We start from the raw sequence: 26,020 nt of genomic DNA, 5'->3' as shown, positions 1-26,020 counted from the left end.
TTGGGCGCACAGCCGCTCCGGGGCCCAAAGCAGGCGTCTCGTATTTTCGAAAGCAGCCGCCCGCGCGCCCTCGACGAGTTCTTTCGACCCCTCGGGTCGTTACTTGGAAAGCGCAAGCAGCGCCGTAATCCCCGTCAATGGCTTCGCAGACCAAGGCACCACGTACGTCCGGTGAGCAAGGTCTCGCACTCTGTCCAACTGCTTCGCTTCGCCGGCCATCCGGGATGCCAAAAGCGGGTCCCGACTCCCACTTGCCATCAAACTGCGGTTGACGACCCAGGCAAACGGTTCGATTTGGGCGCGGCGAAGGTCGTCCTGCAGCGCCGCCGCCTCCGACACGGGCGTAACTTCGGGGAGGGCGACGATGATGATGCGCGTGTAGTCCGGGTCTTGAAGACGCATCAGCGGGGTCACTATGCGGCCTGTTCCTTTGCCCTCAAACTCGCGCGCCATCTGCCGGTGGTATGCCCCAGTGGCGTCCATGAGCAGCAGGGTGTGCCCGGTGGGGGCCGTGTCGAGCACGACAAAAGCACCACGAGCCTCGCCCACGGTCCGCGAAAAGGCGTGAAAGACGGCAACCTCTTCAGTACACGGTGAACGCAAGTCTTCGAGCAGAAGTGCGCGGCCCTGCTCGTCCAGGTCCTTGCCACGGCTGGCCAAGATTTTGTCGATGTATCGCTGGGTCTCGGCGACCGGGTCGATGCGGCTCACCTCGAGGCCAGGCATCTGGCCCTCCAGAGTCGAGGCAAGATGCGCGGCAGGGTCCGTGGTCGAAAGATGCACCGACTTTCCGCGCCGGACCAGCGCAACCGCCAATGCCGCAGCAATGGTTGTCTTGCCCACGCCCCCCTTGCCCATGACCATCACGAGTCCATGGTCCTGCTGTGCGAGTTCGTCGGCCAGCGCGTGAAGCCTTTGAACTTCTCTGGGAACCACCGGCACCATTGCATCCGCTGCCGCGATGGTCGTCTGGGGTGTGAGCATGGCTCGCAACGCTGGCAATCCCACCATGTCGAACGAGCGCAGGGGCACTTGGTCCTGCGGTAGCGCTCGCAGGGCATCGGGCATCTCCGCAAGGGCCTCCTCACCGATGCTCTGCAACGCGTCGGCCACCGCATCGTCGGGCATGGTTGCCCTAAACACCGCATTCACAAGAAGACGCTGGTTGGCCAAACCCAACTGCAGCAGTTCCCGATGCGTGCGCGCCGCCTCGCGAAGAGCGCCACTGTCGGCGCGCGTCACGAGTACGACGGACGTCTGGTCCAAATCGGAGAGCGCCTTGAGACCGGTCCGGAAACGCTCCTCCTGCATCTTCAGGCCGGAGTGTGGCCCAAGACACGAGGCCCCGCGGTCGTTCCCCTCAAGGAACCCGGTCCAGGCTTTGGGAAGGCTTAGCAGCCGCAAGGTGTGCCCGGTGGGAGCGGTGTCGAAGACCACGTGGTCGTAGCCCGTGGCATCGCCCGCCAGCAGGCCGATGAACTCGTCGAAGGCCGCAATCTCGGTCGTACAGGCTCCCGACAGTTGCTCACGGACGGCTTCGCGCTCTGCTGTCGAACTGCTTGCTGCCATCTTGTCCAGGACGCGAAGACGGTAGGCTTCAGCGGCCGCATCCGGGTCGATGTTCATGGCCCAAAGCCCCGAAGCGTCCGGCACCTCGCGCGGCTGGTCCGACAGGGACACGCCGAGCATCTCATCGAGATTGGAGGCCGGGTCGGTGCTGACGAGCAACACGCGCTTCCCCCCGTCGGCCAAGGCCAACGCGCAAGCGCAGGCTATGGAAGTCTTGCCGACGCCGCCCTTGCCGGTGAAGAACAGGAAGTGCGGGGCGTCACGCAGCAGCGAGAGGATGGGTTCAGCCTGGACCATGGTTTTTCTTGAGGGGTTATGGACACAGTACGCCATGCGCCCTTGCCATTCTGGGAAATTCTTCGATACTACGACTTTGCCGGTATGATGGACAAATGGAAGAACGAGACGTCATTCAATCACTTGCAGCGCTTGCGCACCCGGTGCGCCTTCAGGTCTTTCGGGCCCTGGTGGTCACGGGACAACAAGGGCTTACACCTGCCGTGATGCAAGAAGCTTTGGGCGTGCCTGCGACAACTCTGTCGTTCCATTTGAAGGAACTTGCCTCCGCCGGCCTGGTGACCCAGGAGCGAGCCAGCCGCAACATCATCTACCGAGCCGCTTATGAGCGGATGAATGGCGTCCTGGGGTATCTCACCGAAAACTGCTGTCAAGGCGAAGAGTGCCTCGTCGACGCGGAGGCGTCTTGCAAATGCTAAACCGACCGAGGAGTCACAGATGAAGCGATTTCACGTCCACGCACACGTCGACGACCTGAAGGCCAGCATTGCCTTCTACTCAAGGCTCTTTGCGGCCGAGCCCACCCGCGTGGAGTCTGACTACGCCAAATGGATGCTCGAGGACCCTCGCATCAACTTCGCCATCTCGACGCGAGGGGACGCCGTGGGGGTTGACCACCTCGGCTTTCAGACCGACGACGCGGACGAACTTGCCGAGCTGAAGGCCCGCGCCAAGAATGCCGACATGGCGCTTCTCGACCAGGGCGAGACCAGCTGCTGCTACGCACGTAGCGAGAAATATTGGGTCACCGACCCGCAAGGCATCGCCTGGGAGCAGTTCCACACGCTCGACAACATTCCCGTGTTTGGCGAAAGCGAAAGCCCAAGGCAATCCAAAGCGCAGTCGTCCTCCTGCTGCGCCCCCACGACACGCGGCAAGCCAGTCGGCGTTGCCGTCAAACCCGCCTCATCCTGCTGCTGAAGGAAGACCATCTTGGCTGACAAAATCTACAACGTGCTGTTCATCTGCACGGGAAACTCCGCCCGCTCAATCCTTGCTGAGGGGCTCATGAACGACCTTGGCAAGGGGCGCTTCCGCGCGTACTCGGCCGGGAGTCATCCCAATGGCACGGTAAATCCACTTGCACTGGAGACACTCAAGTCATTCCACATCCCTACGGATGGGTTCCGAAGTAAGGACTGGGATGAGTTCGCGAAGTCCGACGCCCCACAGATGGATTTTGTCCTGACGGTCTGCGACAAGGCGGCAGGCGAGGTTTGCCCGGTGTGGCCAGGACAGCCGATGACCGCGCACTGGGGCGTTGCAGACCCTGCAGCTTTCGAGGGCACGGACACCGCAAAGCGCCAGCAGTTCCGTGACGCTGCCATCACGCTCAAGCGCCGCATCGAACTCATGCTCTCGCTGCCTCTGGCGCGCCTGGATGCGATGGCGATTCACCGTGAAATCAAGGATATCGGAAAGAGCTGAGCTGTGTCGACCAACGTTCTAATCCTCTGCACTCACAACTCGGCGCGCAGCGTCCTGAGCGAAGGCATGCTCAATCACTGGGCGAAGGCCTTGGACAAGGACGTCCGAGCATTCAGCGCAGGCAGTGCACCGAGTGGCCGCCTCAATCCCTTCGCGTTGGAGGCGCTCCGCAATGCGGGCGTGGATACGGAAAGCTACCGAAGCAAGAGTTGGGATGAGTTCACGGGGCCGAACTCGCCGAAGATGCGCATCGTCATCACCGTGTGCGACAGCGCCGCGGCAGAGACCTGTCCCTATTGGCCGGGGAGTCCCGTCCAGATGCACTGGGGGTATCCGGACCCATCCAACGCTCTGGGCGGTGACGAAGGCAAGCGTGTGGCCTTCGAACTCACGCGCCAAGCGGTCGGCTATCGCATGCTTCAGCTCCTGCAGTTGCCGCTCGAGACGATGAGCGACGCCGACCTGCAAAAGGCCCTCGCAGAAATTTCAAAGAACTAGGCGGCCATGTGAGCGATATCTTCCGGAAGCTGTTTGCCGAAGCCCTCGGCACAGCGCTTCTGCTCGCCGTGGTCATAGGCTCGGGCATCATGGCCGAGCGATTGGCGGGCGGCAATGTAGCCATCGCCTTGCTGGCTAACACCCTGGCCACGGTTGGCGGCCTGTACATCCTCATTGAGGTATTCGGCCCCGTGAGCGGCGCGCATTTCAATCCGGCGGTGTCGCTCGTCATGGCAGCCCGTGGCGCAATGCCTCGCTCTCTGGTGGCACCCTACATCGTCGTCCAACTGGCTGGTGCAATGCTCGGCGCCTGGCTTGCGCACGCGATGTTCGACGCCTCCATTTTTCAGTTCTCGACGAAGGTCCGCAGCGGCACTGGTCAGTGGATTGCCGAGACGGTTGCGACGGCGGGACTGCTGCTGGTGATTCTGCGCGCTCCACCGAGCCGCGTAGCGGCCATGGTGGCCTGCTACATCGGAGCCGCGTACTGGTTCACGGCCTCGACGTCATTTGCTAACCCTGCGGCTGCGTTCGGCCGAATGTTTAGCGACAGTTTTGCCGGTATCGCTCCGTCCAGCGTGCCGGGCTTTGTGCTCGCCGAGCTCGTCGGCGCCGGCATCGGCGTCGCCATTCACAGGGCGCTGAGCTTACCTGCTGTCGAGGTCCCTCTGCCCTCGTCGCAGGAAGCCACGACGCCTGCCATCGCGGCGCGTAGTGCAGACGCTGCGCACCATTCATTGCAATGACGAACATCACCATCTTCCACAATCCCGACTGCGGGACTTCTCGCAACGCCCTGGCATTGATTCGGCATAGCGGCGTGGAGCCCAAGGTCATCGAGTATCTCAAGACTCCCCCTTCGAAGGCGCAGCTGAAGCACCTCATCGACGCGATGGGAGTGCCGGTTCGCGAGGTCCTTCGGCGAAAGGGAACGCCCTATGGTGAGCTGAAGCTCGACGACCCCAAGTGGTCGGATGACGACCTGCTCGATTTCATGATGGAGCATCCCATTCTCATCAATCGACCCATTGTGGTTACGTCGCTGGGTACCAAGCTTTGCCGTCCTTCGGAAGCGGTCCTAGAGATTCTTCCATCGCCGAAGCTCGGTTCGTTCACCAAGGAAGACGGAGAAGTGGTTGTCGACGATGGAGTGCGCCGTGTTTGAGAATCCACCGACGTTCCCTGCGCTCGACGCTAAGCTGTTCGACGTCCCGACTCAGGACCGCCTGGTTGCGCGCGAACCGTCCCTCCATCGACCGCGTTTTCTGATGCTGTATGGCTCCCTGCGCGACCGCTCGTACAGCCGGCTATTGACGCTCGAGGCTTCTCGGCTTCTCGAGGCGATGGGTGGCGAAGTGAAGGTGTTCAATCCAGCAGGTTTGCCCCTCCCCGATAGCGCCCCCGAGAGCGACTCCAAAGTCCAAGAACTGCGCTCGCTCGCACAGTGGGCCGAAGGTATGGTGTGGACTTCCCCTGAGCGGCACGGCGCCATGACCGGCATCATGAAGGCACAGATTGACTGGATTCCGTTGGCCTTAGGGGCGGTTCGGCCTACACAAGGGAAGACGCTTGCAGTCATGGAGGTCTCGGGAGGTTCTCAATCGTTCAACGCCGTCAACCAGATGCGTGTACTCGGCCGATGGATGCGAATGCTGACCATCCCCAATCAATCCTCCGTGGCCAAGGCCTTCCTTGAGTTCGACGAAGCTGGTCGGATGAGGCCTTCAAGCTACTACGACCGCGTCGTCGACGTGATGGAGGAACTGTTCAAGTTCACGCTGCTCACGCGCGACGTCAGCCCCTACTTGGTGGACCGATATAGCGAGCGCAGGGAAAGCGCTGAAGAACTTTCCAAACGGGTCAATCAACGCGCCATATAGCGATGAGGGGTTCCTATGCTGCGCAATGTCCTCATCGCCTTCGACGGCTCGCCCCATTCGGAGAATGCGTTGAGCCTGAGCCTCGATTTGGCACAAGGCCTCAATGCGAAGCTTCACGCGCTTGCAGTCATTGACCTCCGCCACAAGCGACCACAACTCGAGCTGGAAGCGGAGCGCCGCCACACTTGGCAAATGCTTCGCGGTTTGGAGCCCGTTGCCTCGCGGGCCGGCGTATCCGTCGAGGTTCATCTTGCGGAAGGGGTGCCAGCGGAGCAGATTGTTCTGCAGGCACGAGAGCTCCATGCAGATGTCGTCGTGCTCGGCCACCGCGAACGCTCGCCGCTCGCAAGGCTATTGGCTGGCTCCCTTGAAGAACTAGTGATTAGCCATGCACCATGTGCAGTGATGCTTGCTCCTCCTCGCCAAGAGGAGCGCCACGCCCCATAAGCGCTCCGTTCGGACCGAGTCGTTTGACGATGTGCGCTCTCCCCATGGCTGGCGCGCGCCTGGAAGCCATGCCGCGTCTAAGCCGAACTACGTTCAAGTTGGCTACGGGCGCTGCCAGTCAGCGCTCATCTCAGCCATGTGGGTCGGTTCCCATGCTGATAGCACCTTGTTCCTCGTCGGTCTGGCTGTAGGCGGCGGCGACTTCGCGACCGCGCCCATGCTAACGAAGCCGGCCAAAGTTTCCTGTTGCGTCAATCCCAAGGCCGCACGCAATGCATCGTCCTGGCAACGCTCACCGCTCAACATGATGGCGCCATACCCCAAGGTATGAGCCGCAAGCAGCAGATTGCCGAGAGCTGCTCCCGCACTGAGCCACTGTTCATGCGTTGGCACTAAAACATGCCGCTGTGGCCGCACGACAAATGCCAGCACAACAGGGGCGTGTGTCGCGTGCTCCCGGGCGCGCTCAATGTCGTCCGCCGGTGCCACAGGGTCACGCCGGAGCTTCTCCGCTGCGAACAAGTCCGCGAGCCTCTCCCGAAGTGACGGCGGGAATTCAACGAGCCGCCACGGCAGCAAGCCCGCGTGGTCCGGTGCTCGAAGTGCAGCGTCAACCATCAAGCCCAGTTCGTCTGGACTTGGCCCGGGCCCACACAGCCGCTTCGGCGAGACGGAACGGCGACTGAGCATCTCCGACAACAGGCGATTCTCTTCCATGGCCACGCTTTCCGGATGTGGTCAGACGGTGTCGAAGGAGCGCCGCTTGGTCGAAACCGTGCGCTTGTACTCCTCGATGCTCCCCACGCGCCGGATGCTCGCCCACGTTCCCTTGTAGTACGGAATGATGTTGCGGTCCGTCCATTCGGTCGTGACGTCACCCGCGATGCCCCTGATGTAGCCAAACACCATGAAGGCCTGCGCCTTTTTGGCGTCCGCCACCGGATAGACCATCGCGAAGGTCGAGCCGTAGTCGTTCCAGACCTCAACCACATCCGCGGCATTTGCACCCACCGACTTCATATCGTCGGGATTGAGCTCGATGTAGGCCATCGGATAGCGGCCACGGACATGGCTGTCGTACTGGTTGTGGTATGCCGTCTGCCACACCTCGTTGTTGCGCCCGTTGTTTATCCAGAAGCGATGCTTGGCCTTCTGCGCCTCGACGGGCTTGGGCAAGCCGGGCCATGGCGACTGCTTGAACTGCGCCTTGCCATCTTTGGTCCCGAACTTCTCCGTGTAGAGCATCGGCGTGCCAATCAGCTTCCCATCCTTGACCTCCTTGATGGGCAGCTGCACGCCATCGTTGCCGGCTCTGCGCAGCAGGTCGTACGTTGCCAGATACCCCGTGTCTTCGCCTTGGCTGTCGATGGGCGGCGCCCCTGGCCGTCCCGCGCGACGGAAGCCGTCATTGAAGGCGTCTTCCTCCGTCTTCCAATCGAATCCTGCGAAGCGCTCAGCCATCTTGGCGTTGCCTTCGGCTTGGTAGAGAGCGCGCAGCTTGTTGGCCACCATCGCGGCGATGATGCAGTCTGGCTTCGCATCGCCCGGCGGGTCCATGAACTTTTCGGATAGCCGCATGCGACGCTCGCCGTTCATCGAGGTCAGGTTCATCTCACCCGGATGCGTCGACGGCAACATCAGGTGCGCAGCTTCGGCCAGCATCGTCGGATAGAGATTGATGGACGCGACAAACAGTCCCCCGCGCGTGGTGGCCTCGTAAATGACGTCCACCATCTGCGGCGGCGACGCGCCGCGCGCCTTGGCCATCGCTTCCTTGACTATCTGGCTGCGCCGCAGCACCACCTCGCGTAGCTGCTGCGAGTTATTGCTGGTCTGGAAGTTGTTGCAGGCCCACCAAGTCATCATGCGGCCGTTGCCCTTGATGAGCTCCTGGTCGACGTAAATCTTCTCGCCGGTGGGATGTGGCGGACGGGTGTAGCCCTCCTGGTGTCCGCCCATGCGCACGCAACCGGTACCCCGGCGGCCGCCGACGTTGTGCGTCGCGATGACCACGTCCAGAAGCGCTGACTGGATGAGGTAGTTGTCGTTGCCCCAGATGATGCCTTTCTCGTAGGCATGCATGGTGCGCGGACGTGCTCCGCCAGCCTTCGGCTTGTAGGCCCATTCGGCCGCCTGTCGCAGCTTTGCGACCGGCACGCCAGTGATGCGCGAACATTCATCGAGCGACAGCTTGTTGGCTTGGACCGCCTCATCAAAGCCGTTGGTCCGTTGAGCGATGAACTCCTTGTCGTGCCATCCCTGGTCGACGACATAGGTGAAAAGCCCATTGAACAGGGCAACATCAGTTCCGGGCTGAAGGTCCAGATGCAGGACATTCGGCTTCCCAGCCGCCGCCTCCGCGACCGAGACTGAGACGTTGCGACGCGGGTCGACGAAGATGACCTTCGCCGCCGCGAGCGACTCGCCGCCGAACATCTGCTTTTTCTTGTCCACGGTGCCGCCCTGCATGTTTGGCACCCAATGGTTCAGGAAGTAGTTCGTCTGCGTTTCGTAGGGGTTGTTGCCAATGGAGATGATGACGTCCGCCAACTGCGCGTCTTCGTAGCTGTTGTTCAGCTCCATGACGCCCATCTCCCGCGTCGCGTGGCACTCGGAGTTGTAGGCCGGCCGGTTGTGAATGCGAACCGTCGGCGTCTGGATTGCGCTGAACATTAGCTTGCCCGAACCCCAGGTGTTTTCGAAGCCGCCCCCGGCGCCGCCGTGGTCGAAAGCTGAGAACGCGACAGCCTTTGGCCCGTCGGTATCGAGCACTTTCTTGATAAGACCCGCATAGATGGCGAGGGCGTAGTCCCAATCGACGTCGACCCATTGGTCGCGAGCGTAGAAGCGCGGTGCCAACAGTCGGTCCGCCGTGATGCCGTCCGCCGCATACATGTACGTCGCCATCTTGCCGCCGCGGGTCGAGCTCAGCCCGCTGTTCACGACGCATTGCTTGTCCGGAACAATCATGATGCTCGAGCGCTTGCCGGACCTCTCTTCGATGACGTTGGTCATTGCCGGCGTCATGATGATGGCCATCGGTGGCACCTGCTTCGTGAAGTCAACGCCGAGCGCGTTCTCCTTCTCGCCTCGTCCGCCTTCTTGGCCCTCATCCCACTTGTAGACGTGATAGCCGCAGCCGACGATGCAGAAGTGGCAGGTCATGTTGGTGCGCTGCGCGTTCACCGGCGGAAGCGCGACACGGTCCTTGCGATTTGTCATGGCAGGCTCCTCACAGCACGTTGGACTGGCGACCGTAGATGAGCCCCTGGACCCCGGACGCCGTGATGGCGCCGTCGGAGCCGACGCTCAGGGTCACCTGCGGCAGGTTCTCAGTGGCATGGCCGCAAATCATTTGCCCGCCCAGTTCGGGGTCGAACTGGCTGAAGTGGCACGGGCACTTGAAGGCGCGCGCCTTCCCGTCGTAGGCGACCGGGCATCCCATGTGCGTACAAAGGACGCTGTAGGCGACGATATCGCCCTCCGGCCCCACGCCACCCGGAACCCGCCGTCCGAGCTTGACCATCGCGCAAGGTGAAGAGTCGTCCGGATAGCTGAAGCTCGCCACCTCGTTGAGCTTGAGTCCTGAGGTCGTTCCAACGGGCTTTCGGGGATAGGGCAAGGTCGTGCGACCTGGCTCGACTTGGACAGCCTCGGCGGAGGCTTGACCTGAAATGGCGACGCCTGCGGCGGTCGCCCCTGAAACCTTGAAGAAGGTGCGACGGCTGACGGTTGAATCCATGGTCTCCTCGCGTGGTTGGTGTCGATGCCATGAACTCAATTGCGAGAGCCGTGCCAATCGACCCCTATCACCTAAGCCGTTGATTTGATTGGAAATGTCTCACCCGCGCCCCAGGCCACGTTACGGTGTCGTAACAGGGGTTTGTCCGCTCTACCGGACGTGGGTTACGCGGCAGTAACATTCAGTGGTCGGCATTGAGGAGACAGAAGTGAAGCGTCGACAGGTGCTTCGAGCCGGACTGCGCGCTTCGGCGCTGGCGTGCGTGAGCGCGGGCGCTGTTTTCTTGCCGCACACCGCTGCGGGCCAATCGTCGCGCCCTTTCAGATTCGGTACGACGCCTGTCTTCCTTGACGACCAGGTCGGATTCTTGGCGCGATGGGCTGCCCACTTGTCGGGCGCCATGGGCATGCCGGTTGAGTTTGTCCAGAGGCGCAGCTACCGCGACATCATGGTGCTGCTTCGAAGCGATGCGCTCGACGCCGCCTGGATTTGCGGCTTCCCGTGGGTCGTGAACAAGGCGCAGCTGCACGGTGTCTCCATCCCGATGTATCGCGACGGCCCCTGGTACCAGTCCTACCTCATCGTTCCCGCAGCCGACACGAAAACGTCGTCCCTGCTGGATTTGCGCGCGAAAGTCTTCGCATATTCCGACCCGGATTCGAATTCGGGCTGCCTCGTCCCCCGCACCACGCTGATGAAGGCCGGTGTGGACCCCGACCGCCATTTCAGCCGCAGCTTCTTCACCTGGGGACACCGGAACGTCGTGCAGGCCGTTGCTGCCGGGTTGGCCCAAGGCGGAGCGGTAGATGGGTATGTCTGGGACACGCTGCAGTTACTGGCGCCCGGCCTGGTCGAAAAGACCCGCGTTGCGTGGCGCAGCGACTTTTATGGATTTCCACCTGTCGCAGCGCGCGGCACCTTGGATGCCGACACGGAGCAGCGCTTTCGCGCTGCACTTCTGGGCATGGCAGACGTGCCGAACGGCAAACGTCTCCTCAACGAACTGAACCTGACCGCTTTCGGAACGTTTCAACCAGAGGTCTTTGACGGCATCGCGAGCCTGGTCGCCATGACAGGTCCCCGCGCTGGGTAGCGCCCCAAATGAGCCTCGACCTCCATCGGCTGCTGAAGCCAAGCAACTGGAGCTACCGGGCAAAGGTACCGTTGCTCATCACCGCGATTTCCATCGGCACGGCGCTGGCCATCTCACTCGCTATTGCGGTCTCGGCTCGGCACTGGCTCCGTGAGGACCTTCACGACCATGCAACGGCCGTCGCCCAATCGCTTGCCAGAGGGCTCGTGGTTCACATGGCTCGCGACGATGTGTGGGAAGCCTTCGAGGCCGTCCGCGCCGTCGCCACCACGGACAGTGGAGTTCAACGTAGCGATGTGGTGGTTCTCGACCGCAGCAACCGCGTGTTCGTCTCCTCTGACCCCAATCGATTCGCCGTGCGGTCGGACATCTCGGGCTTGTCCGAGCCATTGCGGCGCGCCGCAGCGCTGGGCGTCCAGGCGGGAGACCTCGCAATCACCGAGGTTGAGTCAGCCTCGCAAACCTATGCCGTCGTGAAGATGCCGCTGCTCTCGACGGACAGGGAAGTCATCGGGTCGCTGTTGATGAGCTACTCGCACTCCCTGTTTGCTCAGCGCTACAAGGAGACGGTGACAACCTTGTCGCTGATTGCTCTCGCGTTGGTGGCTTTTCTGTTGCCCTTGGGCTGGTGGCTCGGGCACCGCCTAGCGAGCCCGGTCGCCCGCGTAACCGAGGCGCTCTATCAACTCGGGGAAGAGGCTGCGCTCAAGTCGTCGGCCTATGCCCCGGCAGCTACCACTGCGTCGAACCATGCGCCGCCGGTCGCCAGCGAACTTGCAAGATTGGAGCATTCGCTTGAGCAACTGCAGCAACAGCTTAGGGAGAAAGAGCAGTTGCAGGAGCAGTTCGTCGCCGCCGACAGGCTCGCTGCCATAGGGCGCATGACCTCCGGCGTCGCTCACGAAATCAACAATCCGCTTGCTGGGATGCTCAACGCGCTGAGCAACCTTCGCAAGGACCCGCGCCTGCTGCCGAAGACGGTGTCGCTGCTCGAGCGAGGACTGGAACAGATTCGACAGACCCTTTCGGCATTGCTTATCGAGACAAAGACGACTGCCCGTGCGCTTTCGCCCTCTGACCTGGAGGACCTGCGCGTCCTCGTGGCGCCGCAGGCCCGGCGCAAGCACGCGAAGCTGACGTGGCATTACCCCATCGACCACGAACTCCCGGCTCCCGCGGCGCCGGTTCGGCAGGTGGTGCTCAACTTGTTGCTCAATGCGGTACAGGCCAGCGAGTCGAAGATTGACTTCGACGCGGCCGTGACAAATTCCGAACTCGTGATGCGCGTCACCAATGACGGGGTGGAGTTTCCAGAGGCTCGACGGAATAGACCTTTTGAGCCGGTGGTCGGTGGTGAAGGCAATGGCATGGGGCTCTGGGCAAGTTACCACCTTGTCACGGCGATGGGCGGCCACATCTCCCTGACCGCGCAAGGAGGGAACACCGTCTTCGAAGTCCGCATCCCGCTTTGCGCGCCGCCCGAGGCCAAGGTGCGTCCATCAATATCAAGCGAGCTATCCACATGACCAGCGCTGCCAAGGTGTGTCTGATTGAGGACGATGAACTTCTAGGAGAAAGCCTGTGCGACCGATTCCGCATGGAAGGGCTGGGGTTCGATTGGCATCGCGACGGCCGCTCGGCCTTACTTGCCCTCGAGCGGCGCCAATATGCCCTGGCACTTTGCGACTTGAGGCTCCCCGACGTTTCTGGACGGGAGGTATTCGAGTCGCTGGGCGCGCCGGCGCGCCCGCCCTTCGTCTTCATGACCGGGTTCGGGACCATCGACGAAGCCGTAGGCCTTCTGAAGGCCGGCGCGGCTGACTTTGTGACCAAGCCGTTTGACCTCGACCAGTTGATGGTGCGCCTGCATGACTTCTGCGAGGCACCCCCGCCGCACGTAGATGACGCCGTCTTCGGTATCTCGCCTTCAATGCGCAAGATTGAGTCGCTCATGTCTCGGCTTGCCGACAGCATGGAGCCTGTTCTTGTCGCGGGCGAGTCGGGTGTCGGCAAGGAGGTCTTTGCGCTCTCTCTTCATGAAAGCGCAAAGCTCCGACGCCCCGGCGGATGGGTTGCCGTCAATTGCGCGGCCATCCCCGAGGCACTTATCGAGGCGGAACTTTTCGGATACGTGCGCGGCGCGTTCACCGGGGCCGCTAAGGCCCACAGGGGCTTCATCGAGCAGGCCAACGGAGGTACGCTCTTCCTTGACGAAATCGGCGATATGCCGCTCAGCATGCAAGCGCGCTTGCTGCGCGTTCTGCAGGAGCACAAGGTCACGCGGATAGGTGCCGAAGCTTCCACGTACGTCGACTTTCGGCTCGTTTGCGCCACCCACCGGGATTTGCCAGCGATGGTGCGCTCAGGGCACTTCCGGGAAGACCTGTACTACCGCATCAACGTGCTAACAGTGCAGGTCCCGCCGCTGCGCGAACGCAGGGAGGACATCCTCTGGCTCGCGGACCGAATGCTGCGAGAACTGACCACGGCCTCGAAGCAACGTATTGCGCTCAAGCTATCGCTCGAAGCGCAACAGGCCTTGTTTGCGCACGGATGGCCTGGTAACGCGCGCGAACTCAACCATGTGCTGCGGAGGGCGCTCGCGCTGGGCGCAGGACCGACGCTTGAACCGTACGACCTTTTCCCCCTTGCCAGTGACTACATCTCGCCGCTCGAGCCCAAAAGCGAAAGCCGCTCCTTGAGCGAACATCTCGAACAAAAGGAACGTGCCTTTTTGGTAGCGGTACTGCAAGAGCACCACGGAGTGGTAACTGAAGCGGCGGCGCGCCTAGATATCAGCCGCAAGACTCTCTGGGAGAAGATGCGGCGCTACGGGATTGCACGGCAGCAGTTTGCCGTCGAACCTAACGGTGGCGCGGCTCGATAGCCCATACTGTCGATGCATCTCCCGTCCAAAGCCGTCACACGGACGCAGGCCCGCCCGTTGTTGCAGTGGCCGACGGGGCCCACTTCCATGGGAAAGCCGCCTCGCATTGAACTCACTCAGCTACGCAGGTGCGCCTGGAGCGCTCAATGCGGATGGGAGTGCTGATGATGAGTATCCGGGTAGTGCTCATGGCTGTGGGCCAGGGGCTCATGGCGATGCCAGTGGGTGTGCCTGGACGCGGCGGACGAGCCATCGGTATGCACATGCTGATGATGCTCGTCATGGTCATGCTCGTGGCTATGCGCTAGCGGCTCGTGCACGTGCCGATGTCCGTGGCGCTCCGTCAGGTGAAGCCAGACGCCGATGGCCATTAAGACGCCAGCGAGGACCAGTTGAAACGTCAGGGGCTCGCCAAGCAGGCCAATAGCCAGCACCGCGCCAAAAAACGGAGCAACGGAAAAATAGGCGCCGGTGCGCGCGGTGCCCAAGTGCCGCAGGGCGACGACGAATAGGACCAGGCTCGTGCCGTAGCTTAGGAGGCCCAGCAGACCGGCGCCTGCGACCACCACGACTGGCGGCCAGACTGCGCCGGTGGCGACCGCCAGTGCGAGGTTCGTCGCACCGGCGGCCAGACCCTTGGTCATTGCGATGAATGACGCGTCGGCCACCGACACCTTGCGGGTGAGGTTGTTGTCGACCGCCCAGGCCAAGCATGCGCCCAGCACCGCTAGCGACGGCCACAGGGCACCGACGCCTTCCTCTCCCGGCCAGCTGAGAACGGCCGCCCCTGCCACGATGGCCACCATTCCAAGCCCAATGCGCCGGTCGAAGTTCTCCTTGAACACGAACCAAGCAAGGAGTGCGGTGAAGACGCCCTCCGAATTCAGAAGCAGCGAGGCATCGGCTGCCGCCATTCCGCCCAGTCCGGTCATCAGCAGCAAGGGGCCGAGCATGCCCCCCGCGATGACGGCGCCCGCTAGCCATCCGACCTCGGCTCGTTGGAGTCGGACTCGCGGCGCGCGAGACAGCAGACGCCACAGCCAGAGTCCTATTCCCACAGGGCACCGACGCCTTCCTCTCCCGGCCAGCTGAGAACGGCCGCCCCTGCCACGATGGCCACCATTCCAAGCCCAATGCGCCGGTCGAAGTTCTCCTTGAACACGAACCAAGCAAGGAGTGCGGTGAAGACGCCCTCCGAATTCAGAAGCAGCGAGGCATCGGCTGCCGCCATTCCGCCCAGTCCGGTCATCAGCAGCAAGGGGCCGAGCATGCCCCCCGCGATGACGGCGCCCGCTAGCCATCCGACCTCGGCTCGTTGGAGTCGGACTCGCGGCGCGCGAGACAGCAGACGCCACAGCCAGAGTCCTATTCCCGAACCCAGGTAAAGCATGCCTGCCAGCAACCAGGGGCTCGTATGTGCGAGCAGCAGCTTGGCGACCGGCGTGCCGGCGCCGAAGAGCGCCGCCGCTCCGATTGCCGCAAGAACGCCGCGATGGGTGAGAGCCTTCATGTCGTCTTTGTATCCCTTGTTCAGGCCAAGTTGCGGCCCGCTGCTCGGTCGGTTTGGCCCGGACTGTGAAGCGGACGGCCAGGCACGAACCAGGCGCGACGAGCTTGGAGCCTTAGGCAGCATGGCTCCGGCAGCCTCCCGGCTGGTTAGCCGCCACCGGCTTCATTTCGGCTCTATGCAGCACTCATGGCATGAAGGCCAGGCAGTCGATTCACTTCAACGGAGATGTGGACCAATTCTTCGTGGATGCCAAGCTGGCGTCTGAAGTAGTCGGGCTCGACCAGCTCGCGCGTGGCGAGCGAGATGATGCAAGCGTATTTGCCCTTTCCGACACGCCAAACGTGCAGGTCGCAGATGGTGGCCTTCACGGGGCTTGCGTCGATGACTTCCCTAATTTCGGCCACCACCGGCGCATTCATCTCAGCGTCAAGAAGGACCCGACCGGAATCCCGCAGGAGGCCGACAGCCCACATCGCCACGACCACTGCGCCAACAATTCCCACTGCTGGGTCGAGCCAAGCGGCACCCCACAGCTTCCCGCCCGCCAGGGCGCCAAGCGCCAACACGGAAGTTGCTGCGTCTGCCAGTACATGCACGTACGCCGCACGAAGATTGAGGTCGTGGTGGTGCGCGTGACCTTCATCCGAGTGGTCGTGACCGTGGTGCCCATGCCCGTGTTCGTGGGCGCCTCTGAGCAACCACGCGCACGCCAAGTTCACCAGCAGGCCGACCGCTCCGACTGCAAGGGCTTCGTCATAGTGGATGGAGGCAGGGGAAAGCAGGCGGTGGACGGATTGGAAAGCCATCAAGCCTGCGACGAGCATCAAGAGGATTGCACTCGTGTATCCGCCGAGAACCTCCATCTTCCACGTTCCGAACGCGAAGCGGCCGTCATGAGCAAAGCGTCGGGCTGCGACGTACGCTACGACGGATAGGCCAAGTGCCAGCGCATGCGAGCTCATGTGCCATCCATCGGCCAAGAGCGCCATGGAATTGAAGTACCAGCCGCCGGCTATCTCCACGACCATCATCGCTACCGTGAGGGCAACCGCCCAGCGGGTGTTCCGCTCTGCAAGGGGGTTCCCCTCGTCGAAGACATGCGAATGCCGCCAAGTTCCTTCGGGTGGCGCGTGAGAGTGAGCTATCGTTTGCGACATAGGAAAGATACTGTACCCCAGTATTTTATCGACACCTAGAATGCCCCCATGGGACATACGATTCACGGAAAGAAGCCTCTCCTTGCCAGGGTGCGCCGCATCAAGGGGCAGGCTGAAGCGCTCGAGCGGGCGCTAAGCGAAGAATCAGAGTGCCTTGCAATCCTTCAGCAGATTGCCGCCATCCGGGGCGCCGTAAATGGTCTGATGTCGGAAGTCCTCGAAGGACACATCCGCGAGCACCTCGGAGCGCAAGAAGCCACCGAGGCGCAGCGAACCGAAGACCTTGAGGTCGTCGTCGCCGCCTTGCGGTCCTATCTCAAGTGATTCAAGTGATAGGACGATGATTTCGGATGCGGCGTACGGATTGATTGCGCACACTAGGCCGACACCCCCAATACTTGGAAGGTCGCTAGCAGCGGCGTTTGTGGCCCGGAAATCCACCGCTTCTTCGATGCTCCCAAGACGACGCGGTCTCTGTGACTGGCCGGCCGCCAGCCACAATTCTTCATGAGCCAGCCTGCTTCATCAACAGCGCGGCAGATTCCCTCGGGCGTCTGGGTACTTGGCTTTGTCAGCATGCTGATGGACATCTCCTCCGAGATGATTCACAGCCTGCTTCCCATGTTCATGGTCACGTCGCTTGGCACCAGCGTCCTTGCTGTCGGCCTCGTTGAGGGACTGGCTGAGTCAACCGCGCTCATAGTCAAGGTCTTTTCAGGCTCCTTGAGCGACTACCTCGGCAAGCGAAAGGGGTTGGCCGTTGCGGGCTACGCGCTCGGGGCTGTCAGCAAGCCGCTTTTTGCCATGGCTACAAGTTTTGGCGCAGTCGTCACCGGTCGCCTGCTGGACCGTGTCGGCAAGGGAATTCGAGGTGCGCCGCGAGATGCTCTGGTGGCAGACCTTACCCCCAAGCACGTGCGCGGAGCCGCATTCGGCTTGAGGCAGTCGCTCGATACGGTCGGCGCGTTCGTCGGCCCGCTGATTGCCGTCGGCCTAATGCTGCTGTGGAGCAGCGATTTTCGGGCCGTGTTCTGGGTTGCGACGATTCCCGCATTTCTCGCCGTAGCGCTCCTGTTGTTTGGCCTGCGGGAGCCAAAGCGCGACGAGTCGCAGCCCAGAACCAATCCTATTCGCCAAGAGAGCATCAGTCGGCTTCCGCGGGCTTACTGGTGGGTGGTCGCAGTCGGCGCCACCTCAACGCTGGCAAGATTCAGCGAGGCATTTCTCGTCTTGAGGGCACAGCAAACCGGCATCCCTCCAGCCTTTGTCCCCCTCGTGATGGTTGCGATGAGCATGGTCTACGCAGCATCTGCATACCCGTTTGGGAAACTGGCCGACGCGATGAACCACCGCCGGCTCTTGGGCTTTGGGCTCATCGTGCTTCTCGCGGCGGACCTCGTTCTCGCCTCAGGCATGAACTGGATTGCATTGTTTGGCGGCGTCGCTCTATGGGGCATCCACATGGGCATGACGCAAGGCCTGCTTGCCACCATGGTTGCCGACAATGCACCTGAGGATTTGCGCGGCACCGCGTACGGCGTGTTTAACTTGGTCAGCGGCCTTGCCATGCTCGTCGCAAGCACATTTGCGGGCCTCATCTGGGACGCTTTCGGAGCGGCATCGACTTTCTATGCTGGCGCCGGGTTTTGCTTGATAGCGCTTTTTGTCTTGGGCCGGCAGCCCGGCCAGCGCTCGGGGCACTCCCATAGAGGAGAACGGTAGTTCGCGGACGTCCAGCGCAACGAAGGCACCACCGCTAAACTCTCGACTGCTATGTTCCGCCGCCACTTCCATCGCTGCATGACCACGTTCGCCGTGGTCCTATCGCTGCTGTTCTCGCAGGTGGTGCTGGCCAGCTACCTCTGCCCCGGGGTGACTGACGCGGCCGCGATGACGGAAATGATGGTCGCAGGCGAACCCTGCGACGGAATGGATTCGGTTCAGCCGGTGCTTTGTCATCAGCATGCTGCCGACATGAAGCTGTCGTACGAGCAGGTCAAGTTGGCCACACCGTCGCTTCCAGCGGTCATTCAGGTGTTGGTTGTCCCGCTTGTGCTCGAGGCGCAACTGGCGGTGGCCTTTCCGGTCGGCCCGAGCCCGGAGCTCAGACCGCCCCCCGACCCCCTCTTTCTCTCCACGCTCAGACTCCGAGTCTGAAATCTCCGTCGACTAAACGGCGCTGGTGCGGCTTGCCCGCTCACCAGCTGTGTTGCCATTTGTCTTCGGAGCTTCCATGCAACCCCCCTTCCTGCGTGCGGCCGCCTTAGCCGCCGCACTGCTGCCCTCTTTGGTGGGCGCGGCGCCCCTCACCCTCGAGGCTGCCCTCGACCAAGCCGTCCAACGCTCCGAGTCCGCTCGCGCAGCGCGCGCTGGTGTCTCGAGCGCGTCCGAGCTCGCACGCTCGGCGGGCCAGCTCCCGGACCCCACGCTTCGGACTGGCATCGAAAACCTGCCGGTGACGGGACCGGACCGCTTTAGCACTACACGCGACGCGATGACGATGAAGCGCATCGGCATCAGCCAGGAATGGCTGTCGAGTGAAAAGCGAAATGCTCGCCGGGCGGCGGCCGAGGCGATGGTCGCAAGAGAAGGCATCCAGACGCGCGCTGCGGTTGCCGAAACTCGGCTGAACACGGCACTCGCCTACCTAGACGCCTACTACGCGGGCGAGGCTTTGAAGCTCACAACGCTCATGGAGCACCATGCTCATGAGGAGTTCGAGGCAGCGCGCGCCCGACTAGCTTCGTCAGCCGGAAGCAGCCAAGAAGCGCTCGCCCTCGCCGGTGCGCGTGGTTCGGCCGAAGACGAGTCGGCCGAGGTTCGTCAGCTGCAAAGCGCGGCTCAAGTCACGCTCCAGCGCTGGGTCGGTGTCGACGCCGACGAATTGGTGCCCATCGCCGCGGTTCCCTTGCCGACAGAGCAGGCCTACGTCGCGGCCAATCCAGTCGTTCTCGCAAAGCAGTTCGACATCGATGTGGCCACGCGAGCAGCCGCGGTCGCAGCCTCGGAGCGCAAGCCGAACTGGACCTGGGAGGTTTCATATGGGCAGCGCACGGGCTATTCGGACATGGCGACTTTCGGCGTGAGCATCCCGCTTCAGGTCGCCCCGTCCGAGCGCCAGGACCGCGAGACCGCAGCGAAGCTCGCCTTGGCCGACAAAGCCGAGGCGGAGCTTGCAGAAGCCACGCGCGCGGCCACCGCCGAATATCGAGCGTTAGCCAGTGACGCCCAACGTTTGCGCGAACGCATCGAGCGCTATCGCGCAGGAGTCGTGACCCCGGCCCTGCAGCGCACTGCCGCAGCCACTGCTGGGTACCGCTCGAACCAGGGCACTCTGCTGACCGTCTTCGAGGCGAGGCACGCCGAAGTGGAGACCCAGCGAAAGCTCCTCACGCTTCAACGCGACCTCGCCAAGACGCAAGCACAGCTTGTATTCAAACCTCTCGCGCAAGGAGCCGGCCAATGAAACGCACTCAACTCGCCGCCCTCGTCGTTGTCGGCAGCGCGGTCCTCGCAGGCGGCGGCTTTTCCGTGGGACGACACGCTGGCAATGGTGGAACGCCCCCCCAAGCTGCCGCCGGCGCTGGCACCTCGTCACCCGACGGACGCAAGGTCCTGTACTGGCACGACCCGATGGTCCCAGGCCCGCGCTTCGACAAGCCGGGCAAGTCGCCTTTCATGGATATGCAGCTCGTGCCGGTCTACGCCGACAGCGACCCAGGCGCGTCTGGCGTCAAAGTGAGCCCCTCGGTGCAGCAGAACCTGGGCATCCGCTACGCCACCGTGCGACGCGCGGAGACCTCGAGCTCGTTCGATGCCATCGGTGCTGTGCAGTTCGACGAGCGGTTGAACGTAGCCGTTCAGACGCGGGTCGCGGGCTACGTCGAACGCCTGGCCGTACGTGCTCCGATGGAACGCGTGCACAAGGACCAACCCTTGGCGACCATCTTCGCGCCGGAATGGCTCGGGCCGCAGAACGAATTGCTTGCACTCAAACGGGCCGGCGTCGCTCCCGACCTCATTGCAGCGGCACGCGAACGGATGCGCGCCATGTCGATTCCGGAGAACCTCATCCGCCGGAGCGATGAGACGGGGACGGCACAGGCGCGCTTCAGCCTGAGCGCACCGGTCAGCGGGGTGGTAGCCGAACTCGGCGTGCGCGAAGGCGTTGCCGTCACTCCGGGCATGACGTTGTTTCGCATCGCCGGGCTTGAAAAGGTCTGGGCCGTGGCCGAGGTGCCTGAAGCTCAGGCGGTGCGCTTGACCCGCGGTCAGAAGGTCAAGGCAATGCTGCAAGCCGACGCCTCTCAAACGTTCGAGGGCGAGCTCAAGGAAATCCTTCCAGAGGTCAGTTCGAACACGCGCACCCTGAAGGCGCGCTTCGAGGTCGACAACAAGGAAGGCAAGCTCACGCCGGGGATGCTGTTGCGCCTACAAGTCGCAGGACCGACGAGCACCCGACTGGTCGTCCCGGCCGAGGCGGTCATCCGCACTGGCAAGCGCGCGGTCGTCATCGTCCGCAATGACGCCGGCGCGTTCGAGCCGCGCGATGTATCGCTGGGCATGGACCTGGGCGACGACCTCGAGGTTGTCCAGGGGTTGAAGGAAGGCGACCAGGTGGTCGCCAGTGGTCAATTCCTCATCGACTCGGAGGCTCGACTGCGCTCGGTGCTGGGAAGCATGACGGCCGCTTCCGCAACGCCAGTGCCCGCCGGCTCCTCGCCCGTAGGGAAGGCAGCGGTCACCCACGCGGGCGAAGGCAAGGTCGAGAGCGTCGAGCCCGACGGCATCACCATTTCCCATCGCCCCGTGGCCTCGCTCAAGTGGCCGGCCATGACCATGGGCTTCTCGAAACCGAGCGCCAATGCGTTCGAGGATGTGAAGCCAGGTGACACAGTTCGATTCGAGTTCAAGGAGGGCGGGCCCATGGGCTATGAGCTCCTCTCGGTGCAGCGCGTACAACCGGGCACGAAGCAATGATTGCCGCGCTCATTCGATGGTCGATTGGCAATCGGCTCCTTGTGCTCATCGCCACGCTGTTCCTCGTGGTTGCCGGCGTCTGGTCAGCGACCCGCATTCCGGTGGACGCACTGCCGGACCTGTCGGACGTGCAGGTCATCATCCGAACGCCCTTCCCCGGCAAGGCGCCACAGGTGGTGGAGGACTTGGTGACGTACCCGCTGACGACAACGATGCTCAGCGTGCCGGGGGCCAAGACCGTTCGCGGCTACTCGTTCTTCGGGGACTCGTTCGTCTACGTGCTCTTCGACGACAAGACGGACCCGTACTGGGCGCGCTCCCGCGTCGTCGAGTACCTCAATCAAGTGCAGAGCAAACTCCCCGCAGGTGCCAACGCATCACTGGGGCCCGACGCAACGGGCGTCGGGTGGGTCTACGAGTATGCCCTCGTGGACCGCACAGGCAAGCAAGACATCAGCCAACTGCGTGCACTGAACGATTGGTTCCTGAAGTTCGAGCTGAAGACCGTCCCAGACGTGGCCGAGGTCGCGAGCATCGGAGGCATGGTCCGGCAGTACCAAGTCGTGCTCGACCCCGACCGCATGCGCGCGCTCGGCATCACCCAGGCGACCGTCGTGACGGCCTTGCAGAAAGCCAACCAGGCCTCAGGCGGGTCCGTCGTGGAACTCGCGGAGGCTGAGTACATGGTGCGCTCGCGGGGCTACCTCAAATCGCTGGATGACTTCCGCACGATTCCGCTTGCGGTCACGGGCAGTACGCCGGTGCTACTGCGCGATGTCGCTACCATCCAGATTGGCCCGGAAATGCGGCGCGGAATTGCCGAACTCGATGGTCAAGGGGAAGTGACTGGAGGCGTGGTTGTCATGCGCTCGGGCAAAAACGCGCGCACCACCATCCAGGCCGTCAATGAGAAGCTTGAGACGCTCAAGCCGAGCCTCCCGGCCGGCGTCGAGGTCGTTCCGACCTATGACAGGTCCCTCCTTGTCGACCGTGCCGTCGAAAACCTGCGCTTCAAGCTGCTGGAAGAGTTCGCAGTCGTGGCGGTCGTGTGCGCCATCTTCTTATTTCACATGCGCTCTGCCCTCGTGGCGGTGGTCGCGCTTCCCATTGGCGTGCTCGCGGCTTTCATCGTCATGCAATGGCAAGGCGTCAACGCCAACATCATGTCGCTTGGCGGCATTGCCATCAGCATCGGCGCAATGGTGGATGGAGCCATCGTCATGGTCGAGAACGTCCACAAGCACCTCGAGGCCTTCGAGACGAAGCATGGCAGGAGCCCCACGTCCTCCGAGCGATGGGAGCTGGTCGGCACTGCATCGACAGAGGTCGGGCCCGCCCTGTTCTTCTCTTTGCTCATCATCGCGCTCTCTTTCGTGCCTGTGTTCTCCCTCGAAGCGCAGGAGGGTCGGCTGTTCTCACCGCTGGCGTTCACAAAGACCTATGCGATGGCTGCGGCGGCTGGCCTGTCCGTGACGCTGGTGCCGGTGCTCATGGGATACCTCATCCGCGGACGCATCCCCCGCGAGGCGGCGAACCCTGTGAACCGCTTGCTGATGGCGGCGTACCGGCCCGCGCTGGAGGCGGTCCTTCGCTTTCCCAAGACCACGCTGGTGGTCGCCGGCGTGCTCTTGGCCATCACGGTCATCCCGGTGGTGCGCCTGGGCGGCGAGTTCATGCCACCGCTGGACGAGGGAGACCTGCTCTACATGCCTTCGGCCTTCCCCGGGCTCTCCGTTTCCAAAGCGTCCGAGCTCCTCCAGCAGACGGACCGGCTCATCAAGACGGTGCCCGAAGTTGCACGCGTCTTCGGGAAAGCAGGTCGTGCCGATACGGCTACCGACCCGGCACCGCTCGAGATGTTTGAAACGACCATCCAGTTCAAGCCACGCGGCGAGTGGCGGACGGGCATGACCCCAGACAAGCTGGTCGAAGAGCTGGACCGCGTCGTGAAGGTGCCCGGCCTCACCAACGTCTGGGTTCCGCCTATTCGCAACCGCATCGACATGCTGGCGACTGGCATCAAGAGCCCTGTGGGAATAAAGGTAGCCGGCGCTGACTTGGCCACAATCGACAAGCTTTCGACGCAGATTGAAGCGACCGTCAGAGGTGTACCCGGCGTCTCCTCGGCGCTCGCTGAGCGGCTCACCGGAGGCCGCTATATCGATGTCGACGTCGACCGACTCGCAGCGGCGCGCTACGGCCTCTCGGTGGCTGACGTGCAAGCCATCGTGTCGACGGCTATCGGTGGCGACAACGTCGGCGAGGTAATCCAAGGCCGCGAGCGCTACCCCATCAACGTCCGCTACCCCCGAGAGGTGCGTGATTCCTTGCAGCGTCTGCGGGAACTGCCCTTCATGACCGAAAGGGGAGCGCAGCTTCTGCTTCAGGATGTCGCGAAAGTCACCATCGAGGAGGGACCACCGATGCTGCGCAGCGAAAACGCGCGCCTTTCCGGCTGGGTCTACGTGGATGTGCGAGGCCGAGACCTAAGGTCTGTCGTCAATGACATGCAGGCTGCAGTCGCGCAGTCCGTGACGATGCCCACCGGCTACGCCGTGTCCTGGTCCGGACAGTTCGAGTATCTCGAGCGAGCCACACAGCGGCTCAAGCTCGTCGTTCCCGCTACCTTAGCGGTCATCTTCGTGCTGCTGTACGTACTGTTCAAGGCCGTCGGGGACGCTGCTTTGGTGATGGCGGCCGTTCCCTTCTCACTCATCGGTGGGTTCTGGCTTGTCTGGGCGATAGGGCACTCCGTCTCTGTGGCCACAGCGGTCGGATTCATCGCGCTTGCCGGCCTAGCCGCGGAGTTCGGCGTCGTGATGCTCATCTACCTCAAGAATGCACTAGCGCGACACATCGCGGCTGGGGCGCCGATGAACGACGAAACACTGCTTGCCGCCATCCGGGAAGGGGCGGTCCTGCGCGTCCGTCCCAAGGCGATGACGGTGGCGGTGGTCATGGCAGGCTTGCTACCCATCATGTGGGGAAGCGGAACTGGCTCGGAACTCATGACTCGAATTGCTGCACCCATGGTGGGCGGCATGGTGACCGCCCCTTTGCTGAGCATGCTGGTCATTCCCGCGGCTTGGTATCTGCTTCACCGCCGCCGGCCCAAGCAACGTCTTGAGGACCACGTTGTTCCAGCAACAGAGGCTGCTTGAATCGCCCCGCTCAAGCCAACATCAAACTCCAGAAAGGTGAGATTCATGAACAGACGCTCGCTTCTCAGCGCTATCGCTGCGCTCCCGCTGCTGCAAACGCTCTCTGCACGGGCCGCGGCTTCGAAGGTCCATGTCTATAAGAATCCCGGTTGCGAATGCTGTTCCGCTTGGGTCGAACATCTGAAGGCGGCCGGATTTTCCGTTGAAGTTACCGAAACGGATGACACGGCAGGCGTGCGCAAGCGCCTTGGCATCCCCGAACGACTGGCCAGCTGCCACACCGGTGTCGTCGACGGCTATGCCCTCGAAGGTCACGTACCCGCGGCTGACGTCAAGCGCCTGCTGGCCGCGAAGCCTCAGGCTGTCGGGCTCGCTGTGCCAGGGATGCCCATCGGTTCGCCAGGTATGGAATACGGAGAACGCAAGGACCCGTACAAGGTTCTTCTGGTCGACCGCAAAGGGCGCGAGACCGTGTTCGCGAGCTATCCCGCTCAGCAGTCATCGTTGAAGCCATGAAGAAACGCATAGGCATCATCGTCGCGCTCTGGCTGATGGCGTGCGCCGGTGCGCAGGCACAGACAGCAAAAGGTCCGACTTCCGCCCCTCGCAAAGCTTGGAGCATCGGCACTCGTCCCGCGATGGCCCTCACGGTGGGCGAAGTGGAAAGGGTCGACAAGGAGCACAGCGAGGTCGTCATCAATCACGGCGACCTGCCCAACCTCGGCATGGAAGCGATGACCATGGGTTTCGCTGTGGCTGACAAACGGATGCTGGACAGATTGAAGCCTGGCGACAAGGTGCGATTCAACGCTGAAATCAAGAACGGCGCAGCGACGGTGACGTACATCGAGTCAGTACGCTGACCACGCCACTTCCAAGTCCGAATTGAGATGGCTGTTTTTCCGGTCAGCTAGCACCATCCGGCACTTATCTGCGAAGCGCTTGAAAATTGGTCCCCCGTCAGACGTGAAGCCAAGTGCCGAAGGTCCATGCCACCATCGGAGCCATTAGCAACCAGCGGTAGTCCGAGCCCAGCGCGAAGTTGACGGCGCTCATGAGGCCGACGGTCAAGAGGCCCGTGAACGCCAAAACACTGACCGTGCCAAGCCGCCCGAGCTTCGGCTGCGACAGCGCAACGTACAGAGTGAGCGCGCCGGCGCCGGCCATGAAGCCCCCCATGACGACAAAGACCTTCGCGAGCCAACCTTCAAGCCCAGGCGCAGCCGCCCGTAGGGCTTCCAGCGTGACACCGATATACCGCAGGTCCTCGGGCAACAGCGGGGGCCGAAGAAAGACGAAAGAGGCACCAAGCCCTAACAACCATGCGCCGCAACTGCCTATTAGCCATCGCGACCAATGGTGCCGCGTCAT

The 26,020-nt window shown here is 62.6% G+C and carries 27 protein-coding genes; 19 read left to right on the top strand and 8 right to left on the bottom strand.

Features of this window, described 5'->3' with window-relative positions; translation table 11 throughout:
* Positions 1-99: 99 nt before the first annotated feature.
* Positions 100-1,866: an arsenical pump-driving ATPase gene (gene arsA, locus ACSFBL_RS20940; protein ID WP_435517734.1), complete on the bottom strand. Its 1,767-nt coding sequence runs from the start codon at positions 1,864-1,866 to the stop codon at positions 100-102.
* A 95-nt stretch (positions 1,867-1,961) separates the two neighbouring features.
* Between arsA and ACSFBL_RS20935 the strand changes: the two genes are divergently transcribed.
* From ACSFBL_RS20935 to ACSFBL_RS20900, 8 genes are read left to right on the top strand one after another with little or no spacing between them, the layout of a single operon-like run.
* Positions 1,962-2,285 (top strand): ArsR/SmtB family transcription factor, encoded by a 324-nt coding sequence (locus ACSFBL_RS20935; protein WP_435517733.1) that lies wholly within the window; start codon positions 1,962-1,964, stop codon positions 2,283-2,285.
* A 19-nt stretch (positions 2,286-2,304) separates the two neighbouring features.
* Positions 2,305-2,787, top strand: a complete 483-nt coding sequence (locus ACSFBL_RS20930; protein WP_435517732.1) for an ArsI/CadI family heavy metal resistance metalloenzyme — start codon at positions 2,305-2,307, stop codon at positions 2,785-2,787.
* 9 nt (positions 2,788-2,796) lie between these two features.
* Positions 2,797-3,294 (top strand): arsenate reductase ArsC, encoded by a 498-nt coding sequence (locus ACSFBL_RS20925; protein ID WP_435517762.1) that lies wholly within the window; start codon positions 2,797-2,799, stop codon positions 3,292-3,294.
* Between the two features lie 3 nt (positions 3,295-3,297).
* Positions 3,298-3,792 (top strand): arsenate reductase ArsC, encoded by a 495-nt coding sequence (locus ACSFBL_RS20920; protein WP_435517731.1) that lies wholly within the window; start codon positions 3,298-3,300, stop codon positions 3,790-3,792.
* A gap of 8 nt (positions 3,793-3,800) precedes the next feature.
* Entirely contained in the window at positions 3,801-4,538 is a 738-nt protein-coding gene (locus tag ACSFBL_RS20915; RefSeq protein ID WP_435517730.1) for an MIP/aquaporin family protein, read from the top strand.
* Positions 4,535-4,957: an arsenate reductase (glutaredoxin) gene (gene arsC / locus ACSFBL_RS20910; protein WP_435517729.1), complete on the top strand. Its 423-nt coding sequence runs from the start codon at positions 4,535-4,537 to the stop codon at positions 4,955-4,957. The genes ACSFBL_RS20915 and arsC overlap by 4 nt, the downstream gene beginning before the upstream one ends.
* The gene (gene arsH / locus ACSFBL_RS20905; RefSeq protein WP_435517728.1) at positions 4,950-5,672 is read left to right on the top strand and encodes an arsenical resistance protein ArsH; all 723 of its coding nucleotides are present in this window, start codon (positions 4,950-4,952) and stop codon (positions 5,670-5,672) included. The genes arsC and arsH overlap by 8 nt, the downstream gene beginning before the upstream one ends.
* 15 nt (positions 5,673-5,687) lie before the next feature.
* A complete protein-coding gene (locus tag ACSFBL_RS20900) occupies positions 5,688-6,119 on the top strand; it encodes a universal stress protein (RefSeq protein ID WP_435517727.1) in 432 nt (143 codons plus the stop codon).
* A gap of 102 nt (positions 6,120-6,221) precedes the next feature.
* On the opposite strand, the gene ACSFBL_RS20895 is transcribed toward ACSFBL_RS20900, so the two are convergent.
* The 3 genes from ACSFBL_RS20895 to ACSFBL_RS20885 are packed head-to-tail and all read right to left on the bottom strand — an operon-like array spanning position 6,222 to position 9,861.
* Positions 6,222-6,809, bottom strand: a complete 588-nt coding sequence (locus ACSFBL_RS20895) for a nitroreductase family protein (RefSeq protein ID WP_435517761.1) — start codon at positions 6,807-6,809, stop codon at positions 6,222-6,224.
* Between the two features lie 48 nt (positions 6,810-6,857).
* The gene (locus tag ACSFBL_RS20890) at positions 6,858-9,341 is read right to left on the bottom strand and encodes an arsenate reductase (azurin) large subunit (protein WP_435517726.1); all 2,484 of its coding nucleotides are present in this window, start codon (positions 9,339-9,341) and stop codon (positions 6,858-6,860) included.
* A gap of 10 nt (positions 9,342-9,351) precedes the next feature.
* Positions 9,352-9,861: an arsenate reductase (azurin) small subunit gene (locus ACSFBL_RS20885; protein WP_435517725.1), complete on the bottom strand. Its 510-nt coding sequence runs from the start codon at positions 9,859-9,861 to the stop codon at positions 9,352-9,354.
* A 208-nt stretch (positions 9,862-10,069) separates the two neighbouring features.
* On the opposite strand from ACSFBL_RS20885, the gene ACSFBL_RS20880 reads away from it, so the two are divergent.
* Genes ACSFBL_RS20880 through ACSFBL_RS20870 form a run of 3 tightly spaced genes read left to right on the top strand, consistent with a single transcriptional unit; the run spans position 10,070 to position 13,841 of the window.
* Positions 10,070-10,954, top strand: coding sequence for a substrate-binding domain-containing protein (locus ACSFBL_RS20880; RefSeq protein ID WP_435517724.1), 885 nt, complete (start codon positions 10,070-10,072; stop codon positions 10,952-10,954).
* Positions 10,955-10,962: 8 nt separating this feature from the next.
* Positions 10,963-12,480, top strand: coding sequence for a sensor histidine kinase (locus tag ACSFBL_RS20875; protein WP_435517723.1), 1,518 nt, complete (start codon positions 10,963-10,965; stop codon positions 12,478-12,480).
* Positions 12,477-13,841 (top strand): sigma-54-dependent transcriptional regulator, encoded by a 1,365-nt coding sequence (locus ACSFBL_RS20870; protein ID WP_435517722.1) that lies wholly within the window; start codon positions 12,477-12,479, stop codon positions 13,839-13,841. Before ACSFBL_RS20875 ends, ACSFBL_RS20870 begins: the two co-directional genes overlap by 4 nt.
* A gap of 143 nt (positions 13,842-13,984) precedes the next feature.
* On the opposite strand, the gene ACSFBL_RS20865 is transcribed toward ACSFBL_RS20870, so the two are convergent.
* From ACSFBL_RS20865 to dmeF, 3 genes are all read right to left on the bottom strand, one after another.
* Entirely contained in the window at positions 13,985-14,929 is a 945-nt protein-coding gene (locus ACSFBL_RS20865; protein WP_435517760.1) for a DMT family transporter, read from the bottom strand.
* Positions 14,890-15,351 carry a DMT family transporter gene (locus ACSFBL_RS20860; protein ID WP_435517721.1) on the bottom strand — a complete coding sequence of 154 codons (462 nt, stop codon included), beginning with the start codon at positions 15,349-15,351 and terminating at the stop codon, positions 14,890-14,892. Before ACSFBL_RS20860 ends, ACSFBL_RS20865 begins: the two co-directional genes overlap by 40 nt.
* Before the next feature lie 173 nt (positions 15,352-15,524).
* Positions 15,525-16,508 carry a CDF family Co(II)/Ni(II) efflux transporter DmeF gene (dmeF, locus tag ACSFBL_RS20855; protein ID WP_435517759.1) on the bottom strand — a complete coding sequence of 328 codons (984 nt, stop codon included), beginning with the start codon at positions 16,506-16,508 and terminating at the stop codon, positions 15,525-15,527.
* A gap of 48 nt (positions 16,509-16,556) precedes the next feature.
* Between dmeF and ACSFBL_RS20850 the strand changes: the two genes are divergently transcribed.
* The 8 genes from ACSFBL_RS20850 (at position 16,557) to ACSFBL_RS20815 (ending at position 25,512) form a co-directional block, all read left to right on the top strand.
* Entirely contained in the window at positions 16,557-16,832 is a 276-nt protein-coding gene (locus ACSFBL_RS20850; RefSeq protein ID WP_435517720.1) for a metal/formaldehyde-sensitive transcriptional repressor, read from the top strand.
* A gap of 183 nt (positions 16,833-17,015) precedes the next feature.
* Entirely contained in the window at positions 17,016-18,230 is a 1,215-nt protein-coding gene (locus ACSFBL_RS20845; protein WP_435517719.1) for an MFS transporter, read from the top strand.
* Positions 18,231-18,308: 78 nt separating this feature from the next.
* Entirely contained in the window at positions 18,309-18,665 is a 357-nt protein-coding gene (locus tag ACSFBL_RS20840; protein ID WP_435517718.1) for a hypothetical protein, read from the top strand.
* A 76-nt stretch (positions 18,666-18,741) separates the two neighbouring features.
* Positions 18,742-19,974 (top strand): TolC family protein, encoded by a 1,233-nt coding sequence (locus tag ACSFBL_RS20835; protein WP_435517717.1) that lies wholly within the window; start codon positions 18,742-18,744, stop codon positions 19,972-19,974.
* The gene (locus ACSFBL_RS20830) at positions 19,971-21,488 is read left to right on the top strand and encodes an efflux RND transporter periplasmic adaptor subunit (RefSeq protein WP_435517716.1); all 1,518 of its coding nucleotides are present in this window, start codon (positions 19,971-19,973) and stop codon (positions 21,486-21,488) included. Before ACSFBL_RS20835 ends, ACSFBL_RS20830 begins: the two co-directional genes overlap by 4 nt.
* Positions 21,485-24,649: an efflux RND transporter permease subunit gene (locus ACSFBL_RS20825; RefSeq protein ID WP_435517715.1), complete on the top strand. Its 3,165-nt coding sequence runs from the start codon at positions 21,485-21,487 to the stop codon at positions 24,647-24,649. The genes ACSFBL_RS20830 and ACSFBL_RS20825 overlap by 4 nt, the downstream gene beginning before the upstream one ends.
* Positions 24,650-24,694: 45 nt before the next feature.
* Positions 24,695-25,165 (top strand): DUF411 domain-containing protein, encoded by a 471-nt coding sequence (locus tag ACSFBL_RS20820; protein WP_435517714.1) that lies wholly within the window; start codon positions 24,695-24,697, stop codon positions 25,163-25,165.
* Entirely contained in the window at positions 25,162-25,512 is a 351-nt protein-coding gene (locus tag ACSFBL_RS20815) for a copper-binding protein (RefSeq protein ID WP_435517713.1), read from the top strand. Before ACSFBL_RS20820 ends, ACSFBL_RS20815 begins: the two co-directional genes overlap by 4 nt.
* A 97-nt stretch (positions 25,513-25,609) precedes the next feature.
* Here ACSFBL_RS20815 and ACSFBL_RS20810 read toward each other — a convergent pair whose 3' ends face one another.
* A complete protein-coding gene (locus ACSFBL_RS20810) occupies positions 25,610-26,020 on the bottom strand; it encodes a hypothetical protein (RefSeq protein ID WP_435517712.1) in 411 nt (136 codons plus the stop codon).

The sequence above is a fragment of the Variovorax glacialis genome, assembly GCF_051216375.1.
Taxonomy (GTDB): Bacteria; Pseudomonadota; Gammaproteobacteria; order Burkholderiales; family Burkholderiaceae_C; genus Variovorax.
The sequence above is the reverse complement of the archived record's forward strand: the minus strand, read 5'-3'. Positions and strand labels throughout refer to the sequence as shown.